The sequence below is a fragment of the Chloroflexota bacterium genome, assembly GCA_014360905.1.
GTDB lineage: Bacteria > Chloroflexota > Anaerolineae > UBA2200 > UBA2200 > JACIWX01.
In genome coordinates, this window is record JACIWW010000005.1 from 112,553 (window position 1) to 131,270 (window position 18,718).

The window sequence follows — 18,718 nt, forward strand, 5'->3', positions numbered from 1 at the left end:
GACTTTTTCTCCTTGGTTCCTATGCTTTCTGGTTTGCTCGATGCAAACCTGGTGAAAATCTAACAAATAAGGAATTTGAACATGAGATTTTCTGATTTGTTAAACCTTTACGAAAAATTCAAAAAGAAATATAGGGAAGATGCTTATAAACACATCTCTGAATTGCTTAGAGAGGCAAAAATCATCCACAAGCAAGATTGGTTAAAGTCGCAGACTCCTGGCAAGGATCATGAACAGTCTTGGCGTGCTTTTAAGGGGAAAAATCTTGAGAAACTTGTTAGGCATATAATAACAGACGACATAGAAGCTCTAGGTTTAAAAATCATAGAAGGTAATGTTCTAGAAAGGGCTAATAGCAGTAACCTTCCGGAGGAACTCAGTCGGATTAAACGAAATCTTCTGGTAGATTACGGTGAGTTCGGAGCACATCTCCCAGATGTGGACTTAGTCATTTATGACCCGAAGCATTGTAATATAGTTGCTGTGGTTTCCAGCAAGGTCACTTTGCGGGAAAGGATTGCTCAAACTGGTTATTGGAAAATCAAATTGAGTCAGGATAAGGTCACCAGGCATATCAAAGTATTCTTTGTTACTCCAGATGAGGATAAAACGTTGAGCGTCAGGGAACCTATTAAGAAGGGGAGGGCCATTGTTGAAACAGACACTGATGGGAGTTATATAATGAGTGAAGAAGAGATAGAAGAGAGTGATAAGGTCAAGAAGTTCGACAAGTTCATCTCTGATTTGCGGGAGTTGTTGGAGAGTAAAAGCAGATGAGAACTAAGGGTCAGTTACCACTAAGTCTCTTTGCGGAAAAAGGCGAGCTAGTGGAGCAGAAAAAAATAGAAGATGAAAAACCGTCTCTTGAAACAACCACTCTTTGGGATTATCCAACGCAAAGCTATGGGAAAAAACCAAAGGGCGATAATAAATTCCAAGGCGTAACTCCTGCGTTTATTATTTGGAATATGATACAGAGGTACACAAAGCCCGGGGATTTAGTGGTTGATCCGATGGCTGGTAGCGGCACGACCGTTGACGTTTGTGAGGAAGAGGGCAGGAAAGTCATTGGGTATGATATCAATCCCAAGCATCCCAAGGTAATAAAGAATGATTCCCGCCAGATACCTTTGGAGGATAATTCTGTCGACATGGTTTTCATAGATTCTCCGTACGGGGATAATGTTAATTATTCAGATGACCCTGCTGATATCGGCAAGATCTCTGCAGAAGACCCGCGGTTTTACGAGGAACTGGAAAAGGTGGCTCTTGAGATTTATCGGATCCTTAAACCTGGGAAAGTTGTGGGGTGGTTAATTGGGGATCAATGGGTCAGAAGGAAATTTACTCCTGTCGGTTTTAGGATATATAGTATGCTCGAGAAACGCTTTGAACCTGTAGATATAGTATGTGTAGTAAGGCGTGGTCAAAGTTCTCATACAGGCCTTTGGCATTATCGGGCAAAAAAATTTAATTTCTTCTTAAGAGGGTTCAAATATTTGCTATTGTTTAGGAAACCGCTATCTGACAAGAAGGAAAAGGAAGAAAAGCCCGAAAAGATCAAGTGGGGGAGATATAAATAGTTAAGAATAGAAGGGAATGTGAACACGCTATAAAGTTGTGCAGAACCGGATGCCTGTGGCTATAATGCTACCTTGTTCCTCTTTTTTTCGGTTAAAAAGGTGATGCCAAATCTAAATCCCTTTTTCTTTCCCGGTGGGTCAGTTGGTTGTCTTCTCATCCATGGCGGTACGGGCAGCCCGCCTGAAATGCGCCCCATGGGGGAATATCTGGCTGCTAAGGGACTGACGGTGCTCGGTGTGCGTCTCGCTGGCCACGGGACCAGTCCCGAGGACCTGGCTAGGACTAGCTGGCATAACCTGGTGGCTTCCGCTGAGGAGGGGCTATACCGGCTGCAAGATCAGTGTACGTGTGTGTTTGTCGCCGGGTTGTCCGTAGGTGGCTTGCTCACCCTGTATCTGGCAGCACGCCATCCCATTGCGGGAGCCATCGTTATGGCTGCGCCGGCGTATCTCAGCGATTGGCGGTTGAAACTGCTGCCCATTATCAAGCATTTCGTCAAATGGCATCATTCCAGTGGGGAACTGGACCTGACTGATCCCAATGCCAAGGACAGAGTATTTTTCTATCGGCGTGTCCCCCTTGTCTTTGGCGAACAGGTCAATCATCTGTTGCGGGAAGCGCGTGCCTCTCTCGGGCAGGTGAAAGTGCCCGTACTGATCATGCAGGGTCGTTGTGATCGGACCATCCCTGCCGACAGTGCCCAAATCATCTTCGATAGCCTGGGAACAGATGATAAGGAAATTGTGTGGTGGTCCAACTCAGGCCATGCTATCACGGTGGACAGCGAACGGGAGGCAGTATGGGCCCGAGCCTATTCTTTCATCACCGCACATATTGCAGATTCTCAGGGGTGTTCATTCGAGTAGAACACGCTTTTGTGACCAAGGAGGTTTTATGAATAGACAGCCATTGATACGTCTGGTAGAGGCAACATCTATTTTCCTCTTTTTCATACAGGCTGTGCGCGTGCTTTTCTCGGTGCTATTTGGCGTCATCTACGACGCGATCTTTGCTGGCCCGTTGACACTCTATGCTATCAGCGCCAACCTATTGGTCTTTCTGGCTTTCTCGATGCCCCTCTTTGCAGGGCGAGGTTCTTCGCGGCAGTTACCTCTTATCACTGCCTGGCTGGTTTTCCTGGCCAGAATTCCCATGACATGGAATGATCCACAGATTCGGCTCTACAGTTCGCTGTTCATCGTCGCTGCTGGTGGCTTATACACTGCTTATCTGCTGCAAGAATCTCCCGATATTTTCCCTTGGACGTGGATTATCGCGCTGGCAGTTGACCAACTGTTGCGGGCCGCGGGGAATACCTACGACATCACGCTCCGTGCATGGTGGTTGCCTGTGCAGTGCCTGTTGTCTGGGTTGCTTTTCCTCTCAAGCCTTTTCGTTGACCATCTCTCACGAAAGGAAGCGCCGCAGGCAGGCATCGGCTTTCTGGGCGGGCTGGCTATCGGGGCATTCTTGTTCTTGGAAACCTCACTGCTTTCTCTACCCCATGCGCTAGCGCGCTGGAGTGCTTCGAGCTATGCCATGCTGATGCCTTTGCTGCTGCTCATTACGTTATTGCCCCTCCTGTATGGGGTGCAGAGCACATCGCACTCATGGCGAGGACAAGCTAGGGCCTGGGGGGTGGTCTTCTTGCTCCTTGCCTGTGGCAGTGTGGCGGTAGGTTATCTGGCCGAGGGATTACTGGCAGCGGGTTCTCTTTTATTGATGCAGTGGGTTGCCCTGCTCGCTCTTCCTTCTATGTTGCATGAGCGCAAGGGTGGCAAGGAGCGAGTGGGGATATATCTGGCATTGGGCTTTCTCTTTTTCCTATTGATCAACTTTGCCTATGCTTTTGCTTTCACTTATGCCTATACTCTGGATTTCTTCCGTGACGCTGGACTGCCCATATTTCTCGTGGCTACCTTGGTATACATGCTTCCTGCTACGCTCAGGGGGTTACGTTTTCCAGAACCCTTCACTTATTGCACGCAGCGGTGGGTGGTAGGAGCAATTGTGCTGCTGGTGGCCTTGAGCGTGGCAATTGCCTTCCCGCCCTCGCCAAGGATGAAGACAGCCGAACAGAACGTCCGCATAGGTACTTACAACATTCACTATGGCTACAACAGTACCTGGAGATTCTCCCTGGAAGAGATGGCAAAGACGATCGAGGAGAGTGGCGCAGATGTGGTGGCTTTGCAGGAGGTGGATACAGGCCGTATCACCAGTTACTGTGTGGATGATGCACTTTGGCTGGCCCGGCGCCTGCGCATGGAAGTATTTTACCAACCAACGATAGAGCATCTGACCGGTGTTGCCATGCTCTATCGCCTGCCACTGGAGAAGGCTGAAGGTCAGCTTCTGACCAGCCGTCTAGAGCAGACAGCCATCATGTGCACACGTCTCAAGGTTGGAGGAAAGAAACTGGATATCTATGGCACCTGGTTTGGCCTGGAACCGGGGGAAAGAGCCGTTCAGTTGAGCGAAGCCCTGGCCTTCATGGGACAGGGAGCAGCAGCTTTTGGTGGTGACCTGAATGCCACGCCTGATTCTCCCGTCTATCAGCGGCTGACCGAAGCAGGCTTTGTTGATCCCTTCGTTGCTATTGGCCTTGAGCCGCTGCCCACCTCGCCATCCGAGCAGCCAGAGGAGCGCATTGACTACGTTTGGGTGCGCGGGCTGAAGCCTATAAGCGCACAGGTATTGGATTCAACTGCTTCCGATCACCGTATGGTTGTGGTGGAAGTGCGATTAGAATGAAGCACGAATCTGACGGATAGGGCCAGACTGTAGTCCAGCTCAAGCAGCAGCTTCTAATCCCTATTGGGCAATTTCCCGGCAAGATAGCCAGCATGGCTGATGCCCAAGAGGGTGGTCAATTGGCTGCTGAATCCGGGCAACTTGCAAGTCGCAGCGTATACCTCGCTGGGCACAAATACAGTGATGGCAACCCCGGCATAGGCCACAACCACGATCAGAGTGAGCCAGAGGTTTTGGAACTTGGTGGGATCGATCCTCTCGACTGCACCGGGATTGCCCTCTTCTGTCATAATGAGATCCCAGAACGAACGGGTTATCTTCGTCGTTGCGGCGTGAAAAACCGGTTCATTTGATCGGGCTTGCCTCGTTCTGATCTTGGCTGCCCTCGTGGCGTCTTTGTTGGCTTTAATGGCACTGGCGATGGTGGTGGTGCCTACGCTAATCCCCATCACAATCAACAACTCGTCTGGGATTTCAATGGCCAGTGGGTTGGCTACGGAGCTGGGTGCAAACTTGCGCGCGAAGAAAACGCCAAACAGCAAGGACAGCACGAGGATGGTCCACAGCACAATCTGGAACTGACTGAGGCTATAGCGGTTGCGTTCATCGATCAGGATGAAAAAGGGGTCTTTCTTTTTTATGCCGATCCAAATCACTGGCAGAACGATCAGTGCTGCTGAAATTGCCCACCATATAACAGGGTTGCGCATCTTTTTGGCTCCTTCTAGTTATGAGCTTTTGGGCTACTTGGCACCCGACTCCTGCAATTCATGCCATGCTTGTAGAGCACGGCGCAGATGGGGGATCGTAATGGAGCCTCCCACCACCAGACCTATACCAAGAGCTTCAACCAATGCTTCGCTTGACACGCCCTCTTCGTGGCAGCGAATAATGTGATAGCGAATGCAATCATCGCATCTCAGTACTAAAGAAGCGACGAGACCCAGCAGTTCCTTCACATCTCTTGGGAGCGCACCTTCACGATAGGCTTGGGAATCCAGGCTATAGAACCTCTTGATGTTCAAATCTGCGTACTGCATTACGAGTTCGTTCAATGCTGCTCGTTCTTTCTGGAATTCGGTGATGATTTTGCCTGGCATGACCTCTGTCCTCCTCGTTCTATCAGTAGGGTAAGGTTTCGTGTGCTTATGCCTGGGTGTGTGGACCCATGTTGTGCTCCAACTATTCTACAGGCTCGATTTCTGTCACCAGAATCCGCCGCCCTTCGACATCAGATACATTATAGAATATCTGCCCCCATATGCTCACCTTGATGCCTTCCGTACGAAGTGCTTCTAGCCGCGCCGCCAGTTTCGCATCTTTCGCTTCAATGCCATAGCGCTGGCCATCATCGCGCTGGAAGCAATCATCGTATTGTGTCCCCGGGTCTAGCGCAATGATCTTGCCTACCCAGCCTTCCGCCACCATCGCTGAAGGTGTGGGCTGTTGGGAACCACCAAGCACCTCGATAGCCGTCACCTGAATCTGCGAGCGATTCACATCCGTGATGCCGCAGGTGAGTTGTCCCCACACTCGTATAGCGGTTCCGGTGTCACGCAGGTTCTGCAACTGTGCATCAAGCGCTGCGTCACTGCTGTCAATACCATACCGCACCGGGAAATCGCCTGCCAAGATGAAACAGTCATCGTATTCCGCCGCAGGGATACTGATAATCTTTCCTTCCCACCGCTCCACTTTTTCCGGAGGAGAAGGCGTGTCCAGTCCTTCTCGTCGTAAGCGGGTTACGACAAGCTGACACCCACCGTAATCGGGCACATCGCAGGTGAGCGTGCCCCAGAAATGCGCGTAGGTCCCCAAGGTGCGCAGTTCCTTAAGTTGGGCCTCGATTGTCGGATTTGCACCCTGCAAGCCGATCTTGCCCGTGCCCTCTGGCTCCAGGGCGAGGTAATCATCGAACTGTGCGTCCAGGGGCAGGCCAATGGCCCGACCATACCAACCCACAACGGGTTTACCTCTCCCTTGACTGGTGCCTTCTTTTACCTCCCCATCTGTTCCGATTTCGCCCTGCCACTGAAAGCCAGTGCTTTCGTTCACAACGCTCACCTTGTAAGTAACTTGGCCAGGTGCGACTATAGGATAGGAAATGGTAACTACCCACTCACCAGCACGGTATTGGTATGTTTCTGCACCGACCAAGCCCTCTGGAGTAATGCGCGTCCGTGTCCACGTCAATTCGGCCAAGGGAATCTGCACTTTGTACTGCGCACTGAGGTAGGTCAAAACCAGGTCGCGGGCAGCCAGAACTGGATCAGATATCTCAGCAGCGGGCTTTTTGACGTTGCCCGTTGCGTCAACTGCACCCAACCACTGAAAGCCCGTGGATAAATTGGTGATCACAACCTGATACAATACCATTTCCGGGGATGTGATCGGATAAGAGATGGTGATAATCCAATCTCCCGCAATGTAGCGGTAAGTCTCCGCCCCGATCAACCCGGGTGGGGTAGCGCGTTCTTCAGACCAAGGCAATCCCACCGCTGGTGCATCCGCGCCGAGTTGCTCTCTGAGGTAGGATAGTACAGCCTCTCGGGCAGTGTGAACTTCTTGGGGTGCTGTTATAGTGCCTTCCGTTGGGGTTGGCTGTACAGCCGCCTGGGTCGGGGTTGCAGTTGGTGTAGGGGCGATTTTCTTGCACGCACTAATAACTAGGATGCTTATCAAAACAATTAGAAATCGCAGAGCACAATGTTTCCATTTCATGGCTGTCCTCCTCTTCCGGCATTGCAGGGACAGCTTTATTTTACTGCGTTATGAACGGTTGTCAAAAGAGGTTCTGGGCTATGATGTACTTCTGGACCAAAAGTTGGCTCATGCTCTGCTAGGGCTAGGCGCACTCCGCGCTTGGCGAGATAGGATCCACTTGGCCAACTCGGCAGCAATGGATGGGATTAGCGTCAGAGGCAGGATGGTTAACCAATCGCGCAAGGGCAACTCAAAAGTGTAGAAGATGGGCTCGAGCAGCGGCAAATAGACCACAGCCAGCATAAGCAAGAATGAGCTGAGCGTAGCCCAAACCATATAGCGATTGCTAAAAACGCCAAGTTTGAGCAAGGGATAACGCTCCGAGCGCGACGTGTAAGCCCGAAATAGTTCGGCTGAAATGAGGGTGACGAAGGCGATCGTTTGTGCTGCGATCAAGGAATCCGGGTAAAGGCGCAGGCCAAGCACGAATCCACCTAGCGTGGATGTGGTGATAGCCACTGCCTGAACGGTGGTGTTCCAGATCATTTCGCGGTTGATAATTGGTTCGCGCGGCGGGCGTGGCGGCCTGTCCATGATATCCGGTTCACCTGCCTCCAGCCCCAAGGCTAAGGCAGGCAGGCCATCGGTGACGAGGTTCAGCCACAGAAGGTGGATAGGACGTAATGGTATAGGTAAGCCCGCCAACATGGAAAGGAATATGACCAAAATCTCGCCAACATTACAGGACAGCAGGTAGTAGACAAATTTGCGAATATTGGAGTAGATGATGCGTCCTTCCTCAACGGCGGCGACGATAGAAGCAAAGTTGTCGTCGGTAAGGATCATGTCGGCGGTCTCCTTGGCTACATCAGTGCCCGTAATGCCCATGGCAATGCCGATATCGGCCCTTTTCAGGGCAGGGGCATCGTTTACTCCGTCGCCCGTCATGGCTACTACATGGCCAATCGTTTTCAATCCATCTACAATGCGCACCTTATGCTCTGGCGAGACACGGGCATAAACGTCCACATTGCCTACGACTTGGATAAAATCCTCATCGCTTATCCGATCCAGTTCTGATCCGGTAAGAGCCAGGTGACCACTGGTAAGAAAGTTTAGCTCTTTGGCGATGGCAACGGCTGTATCTTGATGGTCACCTGTAATCATCACCGCTTTGATTCCTGCTCGCCGGCAGGTAGCAACAGCATCATAGGCCTCAGGACGGGGTGGGTCGATCATACCGGTCAGGCCCAGGAAGACCAAGTTGCGCTTTTCAGTCCAATCCAGCGGTTTTCCCTCGTGTATTGGGCGATAGGCTACTGCTAGCACACGCAATGCCTGGCTGGCCATGGCGTCGTTGGCCGCGAGGATCTTGGAGCGCATCTCCTCTGTCAAGGGGCGCAACTGCCCATCATCTTGAACGTGACTGCATAGTTGCAGCAAGATATCCGGAGCACCCTTGACATATGCTCTGAAGGGAGGATTCTCTCCATGCACAGCGTGTACTGTGGTCATGCGCTTGCTGGCAGAATCAAATGGCACTTCCGCCACACGCGGCTGCTCTTTTTCCAATTGCTCTCGCCACAGGCCCGCCTTTGCCGCGAGCACTACGAGAGCGCCTTCCGTGGGATCGCCGACCATGCGCCAGCTCTCTTTTGCTTCGCTGTTGTTCTGCTCAATGCGCTCCAGATGCGCATCATTGCATAGCAGGGCACCTTGTAGTAGGAGCCATAGTGGTGGGATAGAGCGTGGCTCAACGGGCTGGCCATCCAATTTGAATTCGCCATATGGGGAGTATCCTTGGCCAGTAACATGATATAGCTTGTCATTAACCCAGACCTGGGTTACGGTCATTTCATTTTGGGTCAATGTGCCTGTCTTGTCGGAACAGATTACAGTAGCGGTGCCGAGCGTTTCCACAGCAGGAAGACGGCGCAGCAGTGCATGCCGGCGAACCATGCGCTGCATGCCCAAAGCCAAACAGATGGTCACCACGGCAGGCAGTCCTTCGGGCACAGCCGCAATGGCCAAACTGATAGCAGTCATGAACAACTCCAGGATTTCCCCTTGATGAGTGCTAAAGTACGAAACAAGTCCCTGGGTGAGGACAACACCTGGCTGCGTATCACGAATGATACCTATCAAGAAGATGAGGCCGCAGATAGCCAGCGCAGCGGTTCCTAATACCTTGCCTAACTCGGCCAGGCGCCTTTGCAGCGGCGTCTCCTCGGCACTGACCGAGCTCAGCATCTGGGCGATCAACCCGAACTGGGTATGCATTCCCGTTGCGGTAACAATGCCCTTGCCACGACCGTAGGTCACCACGGTACCCATGAAGGCGCTATTGCTGCGGTCTCCAACTGGGATATCGGCATCGAGCACTACCGAAGCGTTCTTTTCAACGGGAGTAGATTCGCCTGTCAGCGAGGCCTCCTGAATGCGCAGGTTGACACTCTCGATCAGACGCAAGTCCGCAGGGACATTGTTGCCCGCGGTGAGCACAACCAGGTCACCAGGAACCAATTGCTCCGATGGGATGGTTTCCTGGTGGCCATCGCGAATGACCACTGCAGTGGGAGCAGCCATGCGCTTTAATGCCTGCAGTGATTTTTCGGCGCGCCATTCTTGAAGCACTCCCAGCACTGCATTGATGGTGACAATGGCGAGAATAGCGGCTGCATCAACCCACTCGCCAATGGCCATCGAAATCAGGGCTGAAGCGATCAGCAGCAATACTAAAAAGTCCTTGAATTGATCAAGGACGAGCTTCCAAAAAGAAACGCCTGCCGCCTCTTGTAACTTATTGGGGCCATAGATTGCCAAGCGCCTTTGCGCTTCTTGTGTGCTCAGCCCGAGATTGAGATCCGTGTGTAGGGCGCGGACTAGGGTATCCAATGGCTGGGCGTGCAATTTAGCCGAGCCATTGGGCAGCTCTTCATTATGTCTGGCTGCGGTTGTCTTGTTATTTGTCATGATGTATCTCCTGGCAATCAAAAGTCACACGATATTTCCTATGCCAAGCTTTCATATTACAGCGCATGCCTAAAGGGCTTTGCGTCAAAAGACCTTCGGCTCTTCCGCAGACAACAGAAGAAACCGAAGGTCTCGCTTATTAGTAGAGCGCATTGGAAACCCCTATATTTGCTCTACCAACCAGCGGGCCGGGCGACACGCGCCGTGCTGACGGCCTCGCTGTGGGAAGCTACTCCCCTTCGCATGCTCGTCATAGATCCGCAGGAGTCACTGCCTTGTGCTCCCCTGCTTGAAAGGTAGCGCATGGGGGATTCGAACCCCCGATCTCCTCCTTGAGAGGGAGGTGTCCTAGGCCGCTAGACGAATGCGCCATACAACAACAAACATTGTAACCGCAAAATTTCGCTTTGTCAAATTTTCATGGCTCGGGTTGGTCTTGTTGACTTGTGCATATTGTATTCATATGCTACAATTAGCGCCAGTTTGCGGGGAACAGTTGTATGAGGATAGAGCGGTGCCCAATACAAGACAAACCCTCGGACAGCGGGGCGAAGAATTGGCAATGCGCTATCTGCAGCAACTTGGCTACGTGATTGTGGAGCGGAATTACCGCTCTCCAGAGGGTGAAATTGACATAATTGCACATGATCAGGGGCGCCTTGCTTTTGTTGAGGTGCGTACACGCCGGGGTACGGCTTTTGGGACGCCAGAAGAATCCATCACCTTTGAGAAGCAAGCAAGACTGGCGACTGTGGCACGCCAATATTTGCAGGAAAAGGGTGATTGGGATGTGGAGTGGGGCATTGATGTGGTGGCCGTGGAGTTCTCGGCGGGTGGAGTCCTGCAGCGCATTGATTTGATTCGCAACGCGGTCATGGAGAAAGGATGACCTCAACGGCGGATGGGCTTCTCCTTATTGCCATTGTAGGTCCAACAGCAATTGGTAAGACAGCGCTAGCCATACGGCTGGCTGATGAGTTGCCTGTGGAGGTGGTCTCTGCCGATTCTCGTCAGGTCTACCGCTATATGGACATAGGCACAGCCAAGCCGACGGTAGAAGAGCGTCAGCGGGTACGGCATCATCTTCTGGATATCGTGGACCCTGATGAAGTATTTACTTTGGCGCAGTACCAGCAGTTAGCCTATGCAGCGATAGACGACATCCAGCGCCGCAGGCGAATCCCATTGCTCGTGGGTGGAACTGGGTTGTATGTAAAAGCGGTGTTAGAGGGACTTAGCATCCCGCGAGTGCCGCCAGATCAGCGTCTGCGCGAGCAGCTCTATGCCGAAGCAGCAGCCAAGGGTTATGAGGAATTGCACCGCCGCCTGAGCGAGCTGGATCCAGTGGCCGCTGAGCGCATCGATGCGCGCAATGTACGACGGGTGGTGCGCGCTTTGGAGGTCTGTTATTTGATGGGGCGGCCCATTTCCAGTGCGCAGGAGGTGCGGCCGCCCCCATACTCGGTCTTGTCCATTGGCCTGACCATGCCACGCCAGTTGCTCTATCAGCGCATTGATCAGCGAGTGGAGCGGATGCTGGCTGCTGGCCTGGTCGAAGAAGTGCGCTCTTTGGTCGCACGTGGCTATGGCTACGATCTGCCATCTATGTCTGGGCTGGGCTATCGCCAGATTGGTATGTATCTCCGTGGTGAGGTAACCTTAGAGGAAGCTGTAGCGCTGATCAAACGTCATACCCGTCGCTTTGTGCGTCATCAAGCGAATTGGTTCCGAGAGGATGATCCAGCGATTGTTTGGTTCAATGCTGCCGATGATATCTTCGAGGCAGTGCTGAGGAGAATCAAGGGATTCCTGGGGATGATCTAAAAATACAAGACAAGGTGGGTTTTTGCAGAGAGCCTATGGGACTGAAAGCAGGGGATGTATTAGCAGGCAAATTCAAGGTAGTCACTGAGATTGGCGAAGGCGGCTTTGGCAAGATATACCTGGGTTACGACGAAGGCATGGATCGCTATGTAGCAATTAAGGAGTTGCTGCATGAGAGTGCCGAGGTAAGCCCCGAGGACTATGAGGACTATAAACGGCGCTTCCGCAAGGAAGCGCAGGTCGTCAGCAAGTTTTCTCACCCCAATGTGGTCACCGCTTATTCGTTAGAATCAGACGACGAAGGCGATCTCTATCTCATCCTGGAGTATGTGGATGGCGGCAGTCTGAAAAGCTTGCTTGCTCAAGGTCCATTGGAGCCAGCCCGCGCAGTAGCCATTGCCCTAGACCTTTGTGAAGCGATTGATGCAATCTGGAAGTGGGACATTGTCCACCGTGATATCAAACCCAGCAATATCCTGCTTACGAAGGAAGGGCAGGCCAAACTTACGGACTTTGGCGTTGCCCAGGTAGGACATGAAACAAGGCGCACGCAGGAAGCACGTGCTCACCCCGGCACTCCGGCGTACAAGTCGCCGGAACAGGCCAGCAGTACCGGCTACTTGGATCAGCGCTCAGACTTGTATGCATTAGGTCTCGTGTTGTATGAAATGCTGACGGGCAAGCTATACTTGCGCAATCGCGTGCCTCCTCACCGTTTGAACCGCAAGGTATCGCGAGCACTAAGCGCGGTGGTGATGAAAGCACTGCAGGAAAATCCTGCTGACCGCTATCAGTCTGCACAAGAGATGCGCGCTGCTTTGCAGGAAGCGATCAAGGGTGGGCAATTTGCCAACATACGTAGCGCATTGGGCACGCTGCGTGAGATTCCTGTGCGCGGTGTTGCTTTTGCCATGGCGTTGCTGGCATTGGCGGCCGCAATCTACCTGGGGACACGAACTTATGATGGGTCGCGTGGCGTGACTGTCGGCTTGACTGCCACAGCGGAAACGCGACGGGAGACATTGCGTGCACAGTTGCTGGCTACGCCCACGTTCACCATGTCGCCTACACCGGTCTTTACGGATGCCTTTGAGCCAGACGATGTCAATCCAAAGGCAATTGCCCTGGGCGAGACCCAGCGACACAACTTCTACCCGGACGGAGATGCGGACCGGGTTAGCTTTCGCGTCAAAGCTGGTCGGGTCTATGGGGTGATTACTAGTGACTTGGCTATTGGTGTGGACACCGTGGTCGTCGTGTCCGTAGCTGGACAGCGCTATGAAAACGATGATGCGCAGGCAGGAAGCCTGGGCTCTGAAGTCTACTTCAAGGCGCTGGCGGAGGCAGTTGCCGTGGCTACAATTAGCAACAAGGGGGTCTATAATCCGGATGCCAGTTATGATTTGACTGTGATAGAACTGCCTCCTACGCCCCTGCCTACGCCAACAGGCACGCAATCGCCATCAGTGACTCCGACAAGCACACCCACGCCGACCGGCACTCCAACGACAACCCCCACGCCTACGCCTACGGAGACCAGAACTCCCACACCGACAAGTACACAGACTCTCACGCCAACCTATACGCCTACACCGACCATTACCAGGACACCTATTCCAACAGAGACCAAGACACCTGTACCGACCGAGACCACTGCACCGACGCGAACATACACGCCAACGGCAACGTACACGCCGACCGAGACATCTACGCCAACGGAGACGCATACACCGGTACCGCCGACACCCACCCATACGGTGACACCTGAGCCAACAGCGACTTTGGAACCTACACCCACAGAAACCTCGGCGATGAGCATCTACCTGAACGGTAACTATGGTTAAAGCATCTCTTGCTTAAAATAGTGAGGAGTGAAAGGGCATCGTGACTGACCGTAAAGATTGGATAGCTGTATTGGTGATTATTTTCCTAGTACTGGCTGTCTTTTGGAGGGCAACGCTGGGTGGTATTTTCTACTTTGGCGATATCTTTCGCTTGCATTATCCGCTACGTAGCGTCTATGCGGCCGAACTACAGCGCTTTTCCCTGCCTTTGTGGACACCACACGTTTTCGCTGGCTATCCACTGTTAGCCGAGGGGGAGCTAGGGGCGCTTTATCCGCCCAATCTGCTTTTGCATGCTCTGCTGCCAGTGCCCATTGCACTCAACATCTTCATCCTAGGGCACTTTGTTTGGGCTGCCATGGGAGCCTATGCTTTTGCACGGCGGCTCAAAGTAGGGCGCATGGCAGCGCTGTGCTCCGGGTTGGTCTATGCTCTGGGCGGCTTCTTTGTGGCGCATCTCAATCACATTAATATTGTTGCCTGCGCAGCCTGGTTGCCGTGGCTTTTCTTATTGACTGACCGATTTATGGTAGGTGATACTCGCCAGCATCGTGCGGGTGACGCGGCGTTGCTTGCGTTGATGATAGGATTGGAATTCCTGGCTGGTCATCCGCAAATTGCCCTGTTGACTTTCCTGGCAATGATGGCCTATGCTTTGTATCTGGGTTGGGCAATAAGGCCTCAAGTCAAGCTTTTGATCTTTTTCGCTTTCACCATTTTGCTGGGAATAGCCTTGGCGGCGGTCCAATTGCTGCCTACCTATGAACTGACCCAATTTTCCAATCGCTCTAGTGGCTTGGATCCAGCTTTTTTCACCTCTTTCTCGCTACATCCCCTTTATCTAGTTAGCTTGCTCTCTCCCTTTGTGCTTGGCAATCCCTATCCCAATACTTCTGTTGAGCTGGTAGGTTATGTGGGATGGTTGCCATTGCTGCTTGCACTTCTCGCTCCGTTCATCACACCAACGCGTTTGGGGATAACGGCACGACGGGTCAGGCCCGCGATCTTTTTCGCTGTGATGGCTGTTTTCGGACTGTTATTCGCCCTGGGTCGTTGGAATCCGCTCTATCTGGGTCTTCTACATCTGCCTGTTTTCAATCTGTTTCGAGCGCCAGCACGGTATCTATATTTGTTTGCTTTCTCCACAGCGATGTTGGCTGGGCTGGGCTTTCACGCTATTGTGAGCCGCGTCCGGAATGTCCCAGAGGTGGCAGAAAGTATCCTTAACTGGTTGGCGATTGTGGTGATCGCTTTGTTAACCCTGCTTGGCACCATGCGCATTCCTACCGTGGACAAACTTATTGCTACCTGGCGGTGGTTGCCTATCGCTCTGGGGTTGCTCTCGTTGGCTTGGTTAGCCTGGGCATGGTGGAGCAGAGGCTCGGCACAGCGCATCCTATCCATGGTTGCTCTAGGGATGATCATCGTTGACCTGTTTGCTTTCAATGCGGTTTTCAACTTGACCTACAATCAGACCATGCCGCTTGAGCAATTTACAGCAGAGCCGCTTTCATTGGCTTTCTTCCATTCACAGCCGGACCTATATCGTTTGTACACGCATGAGGAGATCGTGCCAGTTCTATCTGTGATGCGCGAATCCTATTATCCCAACATAGCGCTCATCCACGGTTTATCTGCTACTAATGGCTACTTTCCACTCGTACCCACTTATTATGCTCAGTACACGGAGCAGATGACACCGCGTATGCTAGATCTTCTGGGGGTGAGGTATTTCCTCATCCCGCAAGTCTTACCTGTAGATGAAGCCAGCGAATTTTATGACGTGGAGAATCCCTTTGCCCTGAATCCTGTAGGGCACAAGGTGGCTATTCCACCTATACAGGTAGCAATGATGGAGATCGAATCCTACACCAGCCATTCCGTAGATTGGACTGAGGGGCAACCTGTTGCAGAGATCAAGCTGCATGGAGCAGAAGGTGAAACTGAGACGGTGATCTTGCGCGCTGGCTGGCATACTGCTGAATGGGCCTATGACCGCAGCGATGTCCGGGAGGTTGTGCGCCACTCCCAGGCGGCTATTGCCCGTTCCTGGCCTGCACGTTCTGGTTTTCCACCCGAGAACCACCCGGGCTATGTCTATTCTGCACAATTTCGCCTGCCGAGCCCACTCACTGTGCAGGCAGTGGAAGTCCAGCCCTTGGTTACCGCGGCTTACCTGCGCATCGAGCGCCTGATCCTGATTGATACGCTGGGGGTTCGTCTCCAACTTGCACATTTGGCGCACAAGAGTGACCAGATTTTGGTGTACCGCAGTGAGGATGTGGCGGTGTACCTCAACCATGATGCACTGCCTCGTGCCTTTATAGTGCACAAGGCGCGGTTGGTTGATGATGCGGAAGCGATACACGCGCTGCGCGAACCGGATTTCGATCCGCGCACCGAAGTGCTGCTTGCGACAGATCACATCGTTTCTGCCCAGCCTCTTACAGAGGGCGAGGACAGAGTAGATGTGCTGACTTACGATTCTTGTCAGGTGGTGGTCAGGGTACACGCTGCTGCAGATGGCTATCTCGTGTTGACCGATGCCTGGTATCCTGATTGGCATGTACGCGTTGATGGTCGTGAGGCGCCACTCTTGCGCGCTGATCTGCTCTTCCGTGCTGTCTATCTGCCTGCTGGGGAGCATATTGTCGAGTTCAGCTATGCTCCCCAATCGTTTCGCCTAGGTTTGTTGATAAGCGCAGTGGCTTTGATGGTGGTCTGCAGTCTTGTGCTACGAAGCAAACTTGGCAGGCGGTTTTCTTAATTGAGCTTGCTTGGTGTATATGAATAGGTAGTGTATAATTGTTGAGTAGTTGAGGAAAAGATCAGTGCAGAGGAGGTATGCCAATGAATACATTTAACCGCGCAATAGTTCTTCTGGGGACTTTGCTGCTCATTGTCCTGCTAATCATCGCAGCCGTTGTGCCCAATACTGTGCTGGAGAGGCTGCTGTATACTTTGCAGCAGGCCCAGGATGTTCTAGTAGGGCGATGGCCGATGAGCTATGTGTTTTTTCTGGTCGTGGATATCCTGTTGATTTTCCTACTCATCGTGCTGCTATGGCTGGAAATACGTCCTCAGGCGAAAAAGACGCTCACGGTGCGCACAACCAGCGGGACACAGGCAGAGGTAAGCACCGCTTCTTTAGCACAAGGGCTCCAATCTCGCTTAAGCGGAGTGAGCGATGTGTTCAAAGTACGACCTGTTGTGCGTGGCAGACGCGATGGGGTGGACATCTTGCTCGATGTAGAGATTGCGCCCGAGGTAGATATTCCCAGCAAAGTGGAGGAAATCTCGCAAACAGCGCGTGATCTGATCGAGAGTAGGATGGGGCTTAAGGTATCAAAGATCAAGGTGCAATTGAAACAAGTGCCCCACGGCAGAGCGAAAGTAACTCCGCCTGCACCTCCAGTGCAACCACCAGCTATGCCTGCAGAGAGTGCCTTCCCAGAACAAGTGGAGACAAAACCAGAAGGCGGAGCGGTGACACAGAGCAATTCTAGCCCAGGCGTGGAAACGTAGCGCGGTTCACGTCATCCAGTGCTATGGCTTCGCAAGTAGAACGCGAGGAACAGAAGGGATACACTCATCCACTCGATCTGCCAGCGAGAATCGAAGCGTTGCTCTTTGTGGCTGATGAACCAGTTGGCATCCGGGAGTTGGCACAGGTATTGGAGGCAAGCGAAAGCGCAGTAGAAGCAGCCCTCCAGCAATTGGTGGCTCATTACCAAGAGCGAGGTTTACGCCTGCAACGGACAGACCGCCAGGTTCAATTTGTAACTGCCCCCGAGGTTGCCCCTGATGTAGAGCGCTTTCTAGGATTGGACAGTCGCACTAAATTGTCTCCTGCAGCATTGGAAACGTTGGCGCTGATCGCTTATCGGCAACCCGTGACGCGCGCGCAGATCGAGGCCGTACGCGGTGTGAACTGCGATGGCGTGTTGCGCACCTTGCTTTCTCATGGTCTAATTGCTGCAGTGGGAAGACTGGAGCAAGCCGGGCGACCCATCCTTTATGGCACTACGTTCGCTTTCTTGCAGTATTTTGGCTTGACGGACCTGAGTGAGTTGCCGGCTTTGGGCGAATTGAGATCGCCAACGAAAGGAGGTGAAGAATATGCGCTCAGACGCACGGCGGACGAGGCGCCCACGATCGAAGAAGTATGAAACGACCGAGAACGCATCTGCTCCGTCCATTCGACGGGAAACCAAGGACAGGGTTGCGGAACCAACTCATTCCCGCACAGTGCCAAGCAGTTGGGTGCTGAATCCTCGCTTGGCATTCTTGTTGCTGTTCGGAGTGGGCATAGCCACATTTCGGCTAGCACATAATATACGCCTTACTTTGATCTGGCTGGTACTGTTAGGCCTGGTCTTGCTCTATGCAGAAAGTGGCCGCCTGAAGAGCGATTACAGCTTGCTGAACCTCGTGCGTGGCGCGGCTGTGGGAGCGGTTGTCGCGCTGCCCTTTGTCCTATTCAATCGGGAGTTCTTCTATGCGACGGCAGCGCGTCTGTATGGTGTGAACGATTTGCAGGTGCTGCTAGAGCGTGCCGTGTTCTTGGTGCCCATTTTGGAAGAATGCTTTTTCCGTGGCATGGTGCAGCGAGAAAAAGGATTGGTCGAAGGAGCACTGCTGTTTGGCCTGACTCAAGCACTGTATTTTGTCTCCGCAGTGAGCGTCTATCCAGCAGTTATTGCAGCCGTGGTACTGGGACTAACCTTGTTGGGGTTTCTGTACGGTTACCTGTATCAACGTTATGAATTAACGGCCAGCATTTCTTGCCATGTGGCAGTGAACTTGGTGTTCTTCGTCCTGCCTGCTGTGGTGGATAAAATCAGCGCATTCCTCGTTTGGTGATTGTTCAGATTTGGGCTAGATGTGGTGTACTGAGCTCATGACAATGGAAGAAAAAGTTGTTGCCCTACGTGCTGAGAACGAGGCTCTGCGCACATAGGTAGCTGCCTTGCAAGAGGAGTTAGAGCTAACCCAGGAACGCATTGTGGAGGGGTTGGAGCAACTGCAGCAGAAGG

Annotated in this window: 15 protein-coding genes and 1 tRNA gene; 11 read left to right on the forward strand and 5 right to left on the reverse strand. The window is 52.6% G+C overall.

All coding sequences use genetic code 11. The annotated features are described in order from the left end of the window. The first annotated feature begins 81 nt into the window (after positions 1-81). From H5T67_03905 to H5T67_03920, 4 genes are all read left to right on the forward strand, one after another. A complete protein-coding gene (locus tag H5T67_03905) occupies positions 82-777 on the forward strand; it encodes a DNA modification methylase (GenBank protein MBC7244464.1) in 696 nt (231 codons plus the stop codon). After that, positions 774-1,583, forward strand: coding sequence for a site-specific DNA-methyltransferase (locus H5T67_03910; GenBank protein MBC7244465.1), 810 nt, complete (start codon positions 774-776; stop codon positions 1,581-1,583). Before H5T67_03905 ends, H5T67_03910 begins: the two co-directional genes overlap by 4 nt. 102 nt (positions 1,584-1,685) lie before the next feature. Further along, positions 1,686-2,450: an alpha/beta fold hydrolase gene (locus H5T67_03915; protein ID MBC7244466.1), complete on the forward strand. Its 765-nt coding sequence runs from the start codon at positions 1,686-1,688 to the stop codon at positions 2,448-2,450. A gap of 28 nt (positions 2,451-2,478) precedes the next feature. Next, on the forward strand, positions 2,479-4,338 hold the full coding sequence (locus H5T67_03920) for an endonuclease/exonuclease/phosphatase family protein (protein ID MBC7244467.1): 1,860 nt from the start codon (positions 2,479-2,481) through the stop codon (positions 4,336-4,338). A gap of 53 nt (positions 4,339-4,391) precedes the next feature. Here the strand turns inward: H5T67_03920 and H5T67_03925 are convergent, their stop codons facing one another. The 5 genes from H5T67_03925 to H5T67_03945 all read right to left on the reverse strand — a co-directional run bounded on the left by H5T67_03925 (position 4,392) and on the right by H5T67_03945 (position 10,385). After that, on the reverse strand, positions 4,392-5,048 hold the full coding sequence (locus tag H5T67_03925; protein MBC7244468.1) for a hypothetical protein: 657 nt from the start codon (positions 5,046-5,048) through the stop codon (positions 4,392-4,394). A gap of 33 nt (positions 5,049-5,081) precedes the next feature. Next, the gene (locus H5T67_03930; GenBank protein MBC7244469.1) at positions 5,082-5,438 is read right to left on the reverse strand and encodes a carboxymuconolactone decarboxylase family protein; all 357 of its coding nucleotides are present in this window, start codon (positions 5,436-5,438) and stop codon (positions 5,082-5,084) included. Between the two features lie 82 nt (positions 5,439-5,520). Beyond that, positions 5,521-7,059 (reverse strand): hypothetical protein, encoded by a 1,539-nt coding sequence (locus tag H5T67_03935; protein MBC7244470.1) that lies wholly within the window; start codon positions 7,057-7,059, stop codon positions 5,521-5,523. A gap of 108 nt (positions 7,060-7,167) precedes the next feature. Continuing rightward, positions 7,168-10,014 carry a calcium-translocating P-type ATPase, SERCA-type gene (locus H5T67_03940; protein MBC7244471.1) on the reverse strand — a complete coding sequence of 949 codons (2,847 nt, stop codon included), beginning with the start codon at positions 10,012-10,014 and terminating at the stop codon, positions 7,168-7,170. Positions 10,015-10,311: 297 nt separating this feature from the next. Further along, positions 10,312-10,385, reverse strand: a tRNA-Glu gene (locus H5T67_03945). A 92-nt stretch (positions 10,386-10,477) separates the two neighbouring features. On the opposite strand from H5T67_03945, the gene H5T67_03950 reads away from it, so the two are divergent. The 7 genes from H5T67_03950 (at position 10,478) to H5T67_03980 (ending at position 18,545) form a co-directional block, all read left to right on the forward strand. Next, the gene (locus H5T67_03950; GenBank protein MBC7244472.1) at positions 10,478-10,903 is read left to right on the forward strand and encodes a YraN family protein; all 426 of its coding nucleotides are present in this window, start codon (positions 10,478-10,480) and stop codon (positions 10,901-10,903) included. Continuing rightward, a complete protein-coding gene (gene miaA / locus H5T67_03955; GenBank protein ID MBC7244473.1) occupies positions 10,900-11,838 on the forward strand; it encodes a tRNA (adenosine(37)-N6)-dimethylallyltransferase MiaA in 939 nt (312 codons plus the stop codon). The genes H5T67_03950 and miaA overlap by 4 nt, the downstream gene beginning before the upstream one ends. 35 nt (positions 11,839-11,873) lie before the next feature. Beyond that, entirely contained in the window at positions 11,874-13,682 is a 1,809-nt protein-coding gene (locus tag H5T67_03960) for a serine/threonine protein kinase (GenBank protein MBC7244474.1), read from the forward strand. Between the two features lie 40 nt (positions 13,683-13,722). After that, positions 13,723-16,449 (forward strand): YfhO family protein, encoded by a 2,727-nt coding sequence (locus H5T67_03965; GenBank protein ID MBC7244475.1) that lies wholly within the window; start codon positions 13,723-13,725, stop codon positions 16,447-16,449. An 83-nt stretch (positions 16,450-16,532) separates the two neighbouring features. After that, positions 16,533-17,207: an alkaline shock response membrane anchor protein AmaP gene (gene amaP / locus H5T67_03970; GenBank protein MBC7244476.1), complete on the forward strand. Its 675-nt coding sequence runs from the start codon at positions 16,533-16,535 to the stop codon at positions 17,205-17,207. A 23-nt stretch (positions 17,208-17,230) separates the two neighbouring features. Continuing rightward, positions 17,231-17,851, forward strand: coding sequence for an SMC-Scp complex subunit ScpB (gene scpB, locus H5T67_03975; GenBank protein MBC7244477.1), 621 nt, complete (start codon positions 17,231-17,233; stop codon positions 17,849-17,851). Continuing rightward, positions 17,802-18,545 carry a CPBP family intramembrane metalloprotease gene (locus H5T67_03980; protein ID MBC7244478.1) on the forward strand — a complete coding sequence of 248 codons (744 nt, stop codon included), beginning with the start codon at positions 17,802-17,804 and terminating at the stop codon, positions 18,543-18,545. The genes scpB and H5T67_03980 overlap by 50 nt, the downstream gene beginning before the upstream one ends. The last annotated feature ends 173 nt before the right edge of the window (positions 18,546-18,718 follow it).

Excerpts from the sequence above, each read along its gene's own strand:
- H5T67_03905 (MBC7244464.1), top strand. The coding sequence starts at position 82 with ATGAGATTTTCTGATTTGTTAAACCTTTACGAAAAATTCAAAAAGAAA.
- H5T67_03910 (MBC7244465.1), top strand. The coding sequence starts at position 774 with ATGAGAACTAAGGGTCAGTTACCACTAAGTCTCTTTGCGGAAAAAGGC.
- H5T67_03915 (MBC7244466.1), top strand. The coding sequence starts at position 1,686 with ATGCCAAATCTAAATCCCTTTTTCTTTCCCGGTGGGTCAGTTGGTTGT.
- H5T67_03920 (MBC7244467.1), top strand. The coding sequence starts at position 2,479 with ATGAATAGACAGCCATTGATACGTCTGGTAGAGGCAACATCTATTTTC.
- H5T67_03925 (MBC7244468.1), bottom strand. The coding sequence starts at position 5,048 with ATGCGCAACCCTGTTATATGGTGGGCAATTTCAGCAGCACTGATCGTT.
- H5T67_03930 (MBC7244469.1), bottom strand. The coding sequence starts at position 5,438 with ATGCCAGGCAAAATCATCACCGAATTCCAGAAAGAACGAGCAGCATTG.
- H5T67_03935 (MBC7244470.1), bottom strand. The coding sequence starts at position 7,059 with ATGAAATGGAAACATTGTGCTCTGCGATTTCTAATTGTTTTGATAAGC.
- H5T67_03940 (MBC7244471.1), bottom strand. The coding sequence starts at position 10,014 with ATGACAAATAACAAGACAACCGCAGCCAGACATAATGAAGAGCTGCCC.
- H5T67_03950 (MBC7244472.1), top strand. The coding sequence starts at position 10,478 with ATGCTACAATTAGCGCCAGTTTGCGGGGAACAGTTGTATGAGGATAGA.
- miaA (MBC7244473.1), top strand. The coding sequence starts at position 10,900 with ATGACCTCAACGGCGGATGGGCTTCTCCTTATTGCCATTGTAGGTCCA.
- H5T67_03960 (MBC7244474.1), top strand. The coding sequence starts at position 11,874 with ATGGGACTGAAAGCAGGGGATGTATTAGCAGGCAAATTCAAGGTAGTC.
- amaP (MBC7244476.1), top strand. The coding sequence starts at position 16,533 with ATGAATACATTTAACCGCGCAATAGTTCTTCTGGGGACTTTGCTGCTC.
- scpB (MBC7244477.1), top strand. The coding sequence starts at position 17,231 with ATGGCTTCGCAAGTAGAACGCGAGGAACAGAAGGGATACACTCATCCA.
- H5T67_03980 (MBC7244478.1), top strand. The coding sequence starts at position 17,802 with ATGCGCTCAGACGCACGGCGGACGAGGCGCCCACGATCGAAGAAGTAT.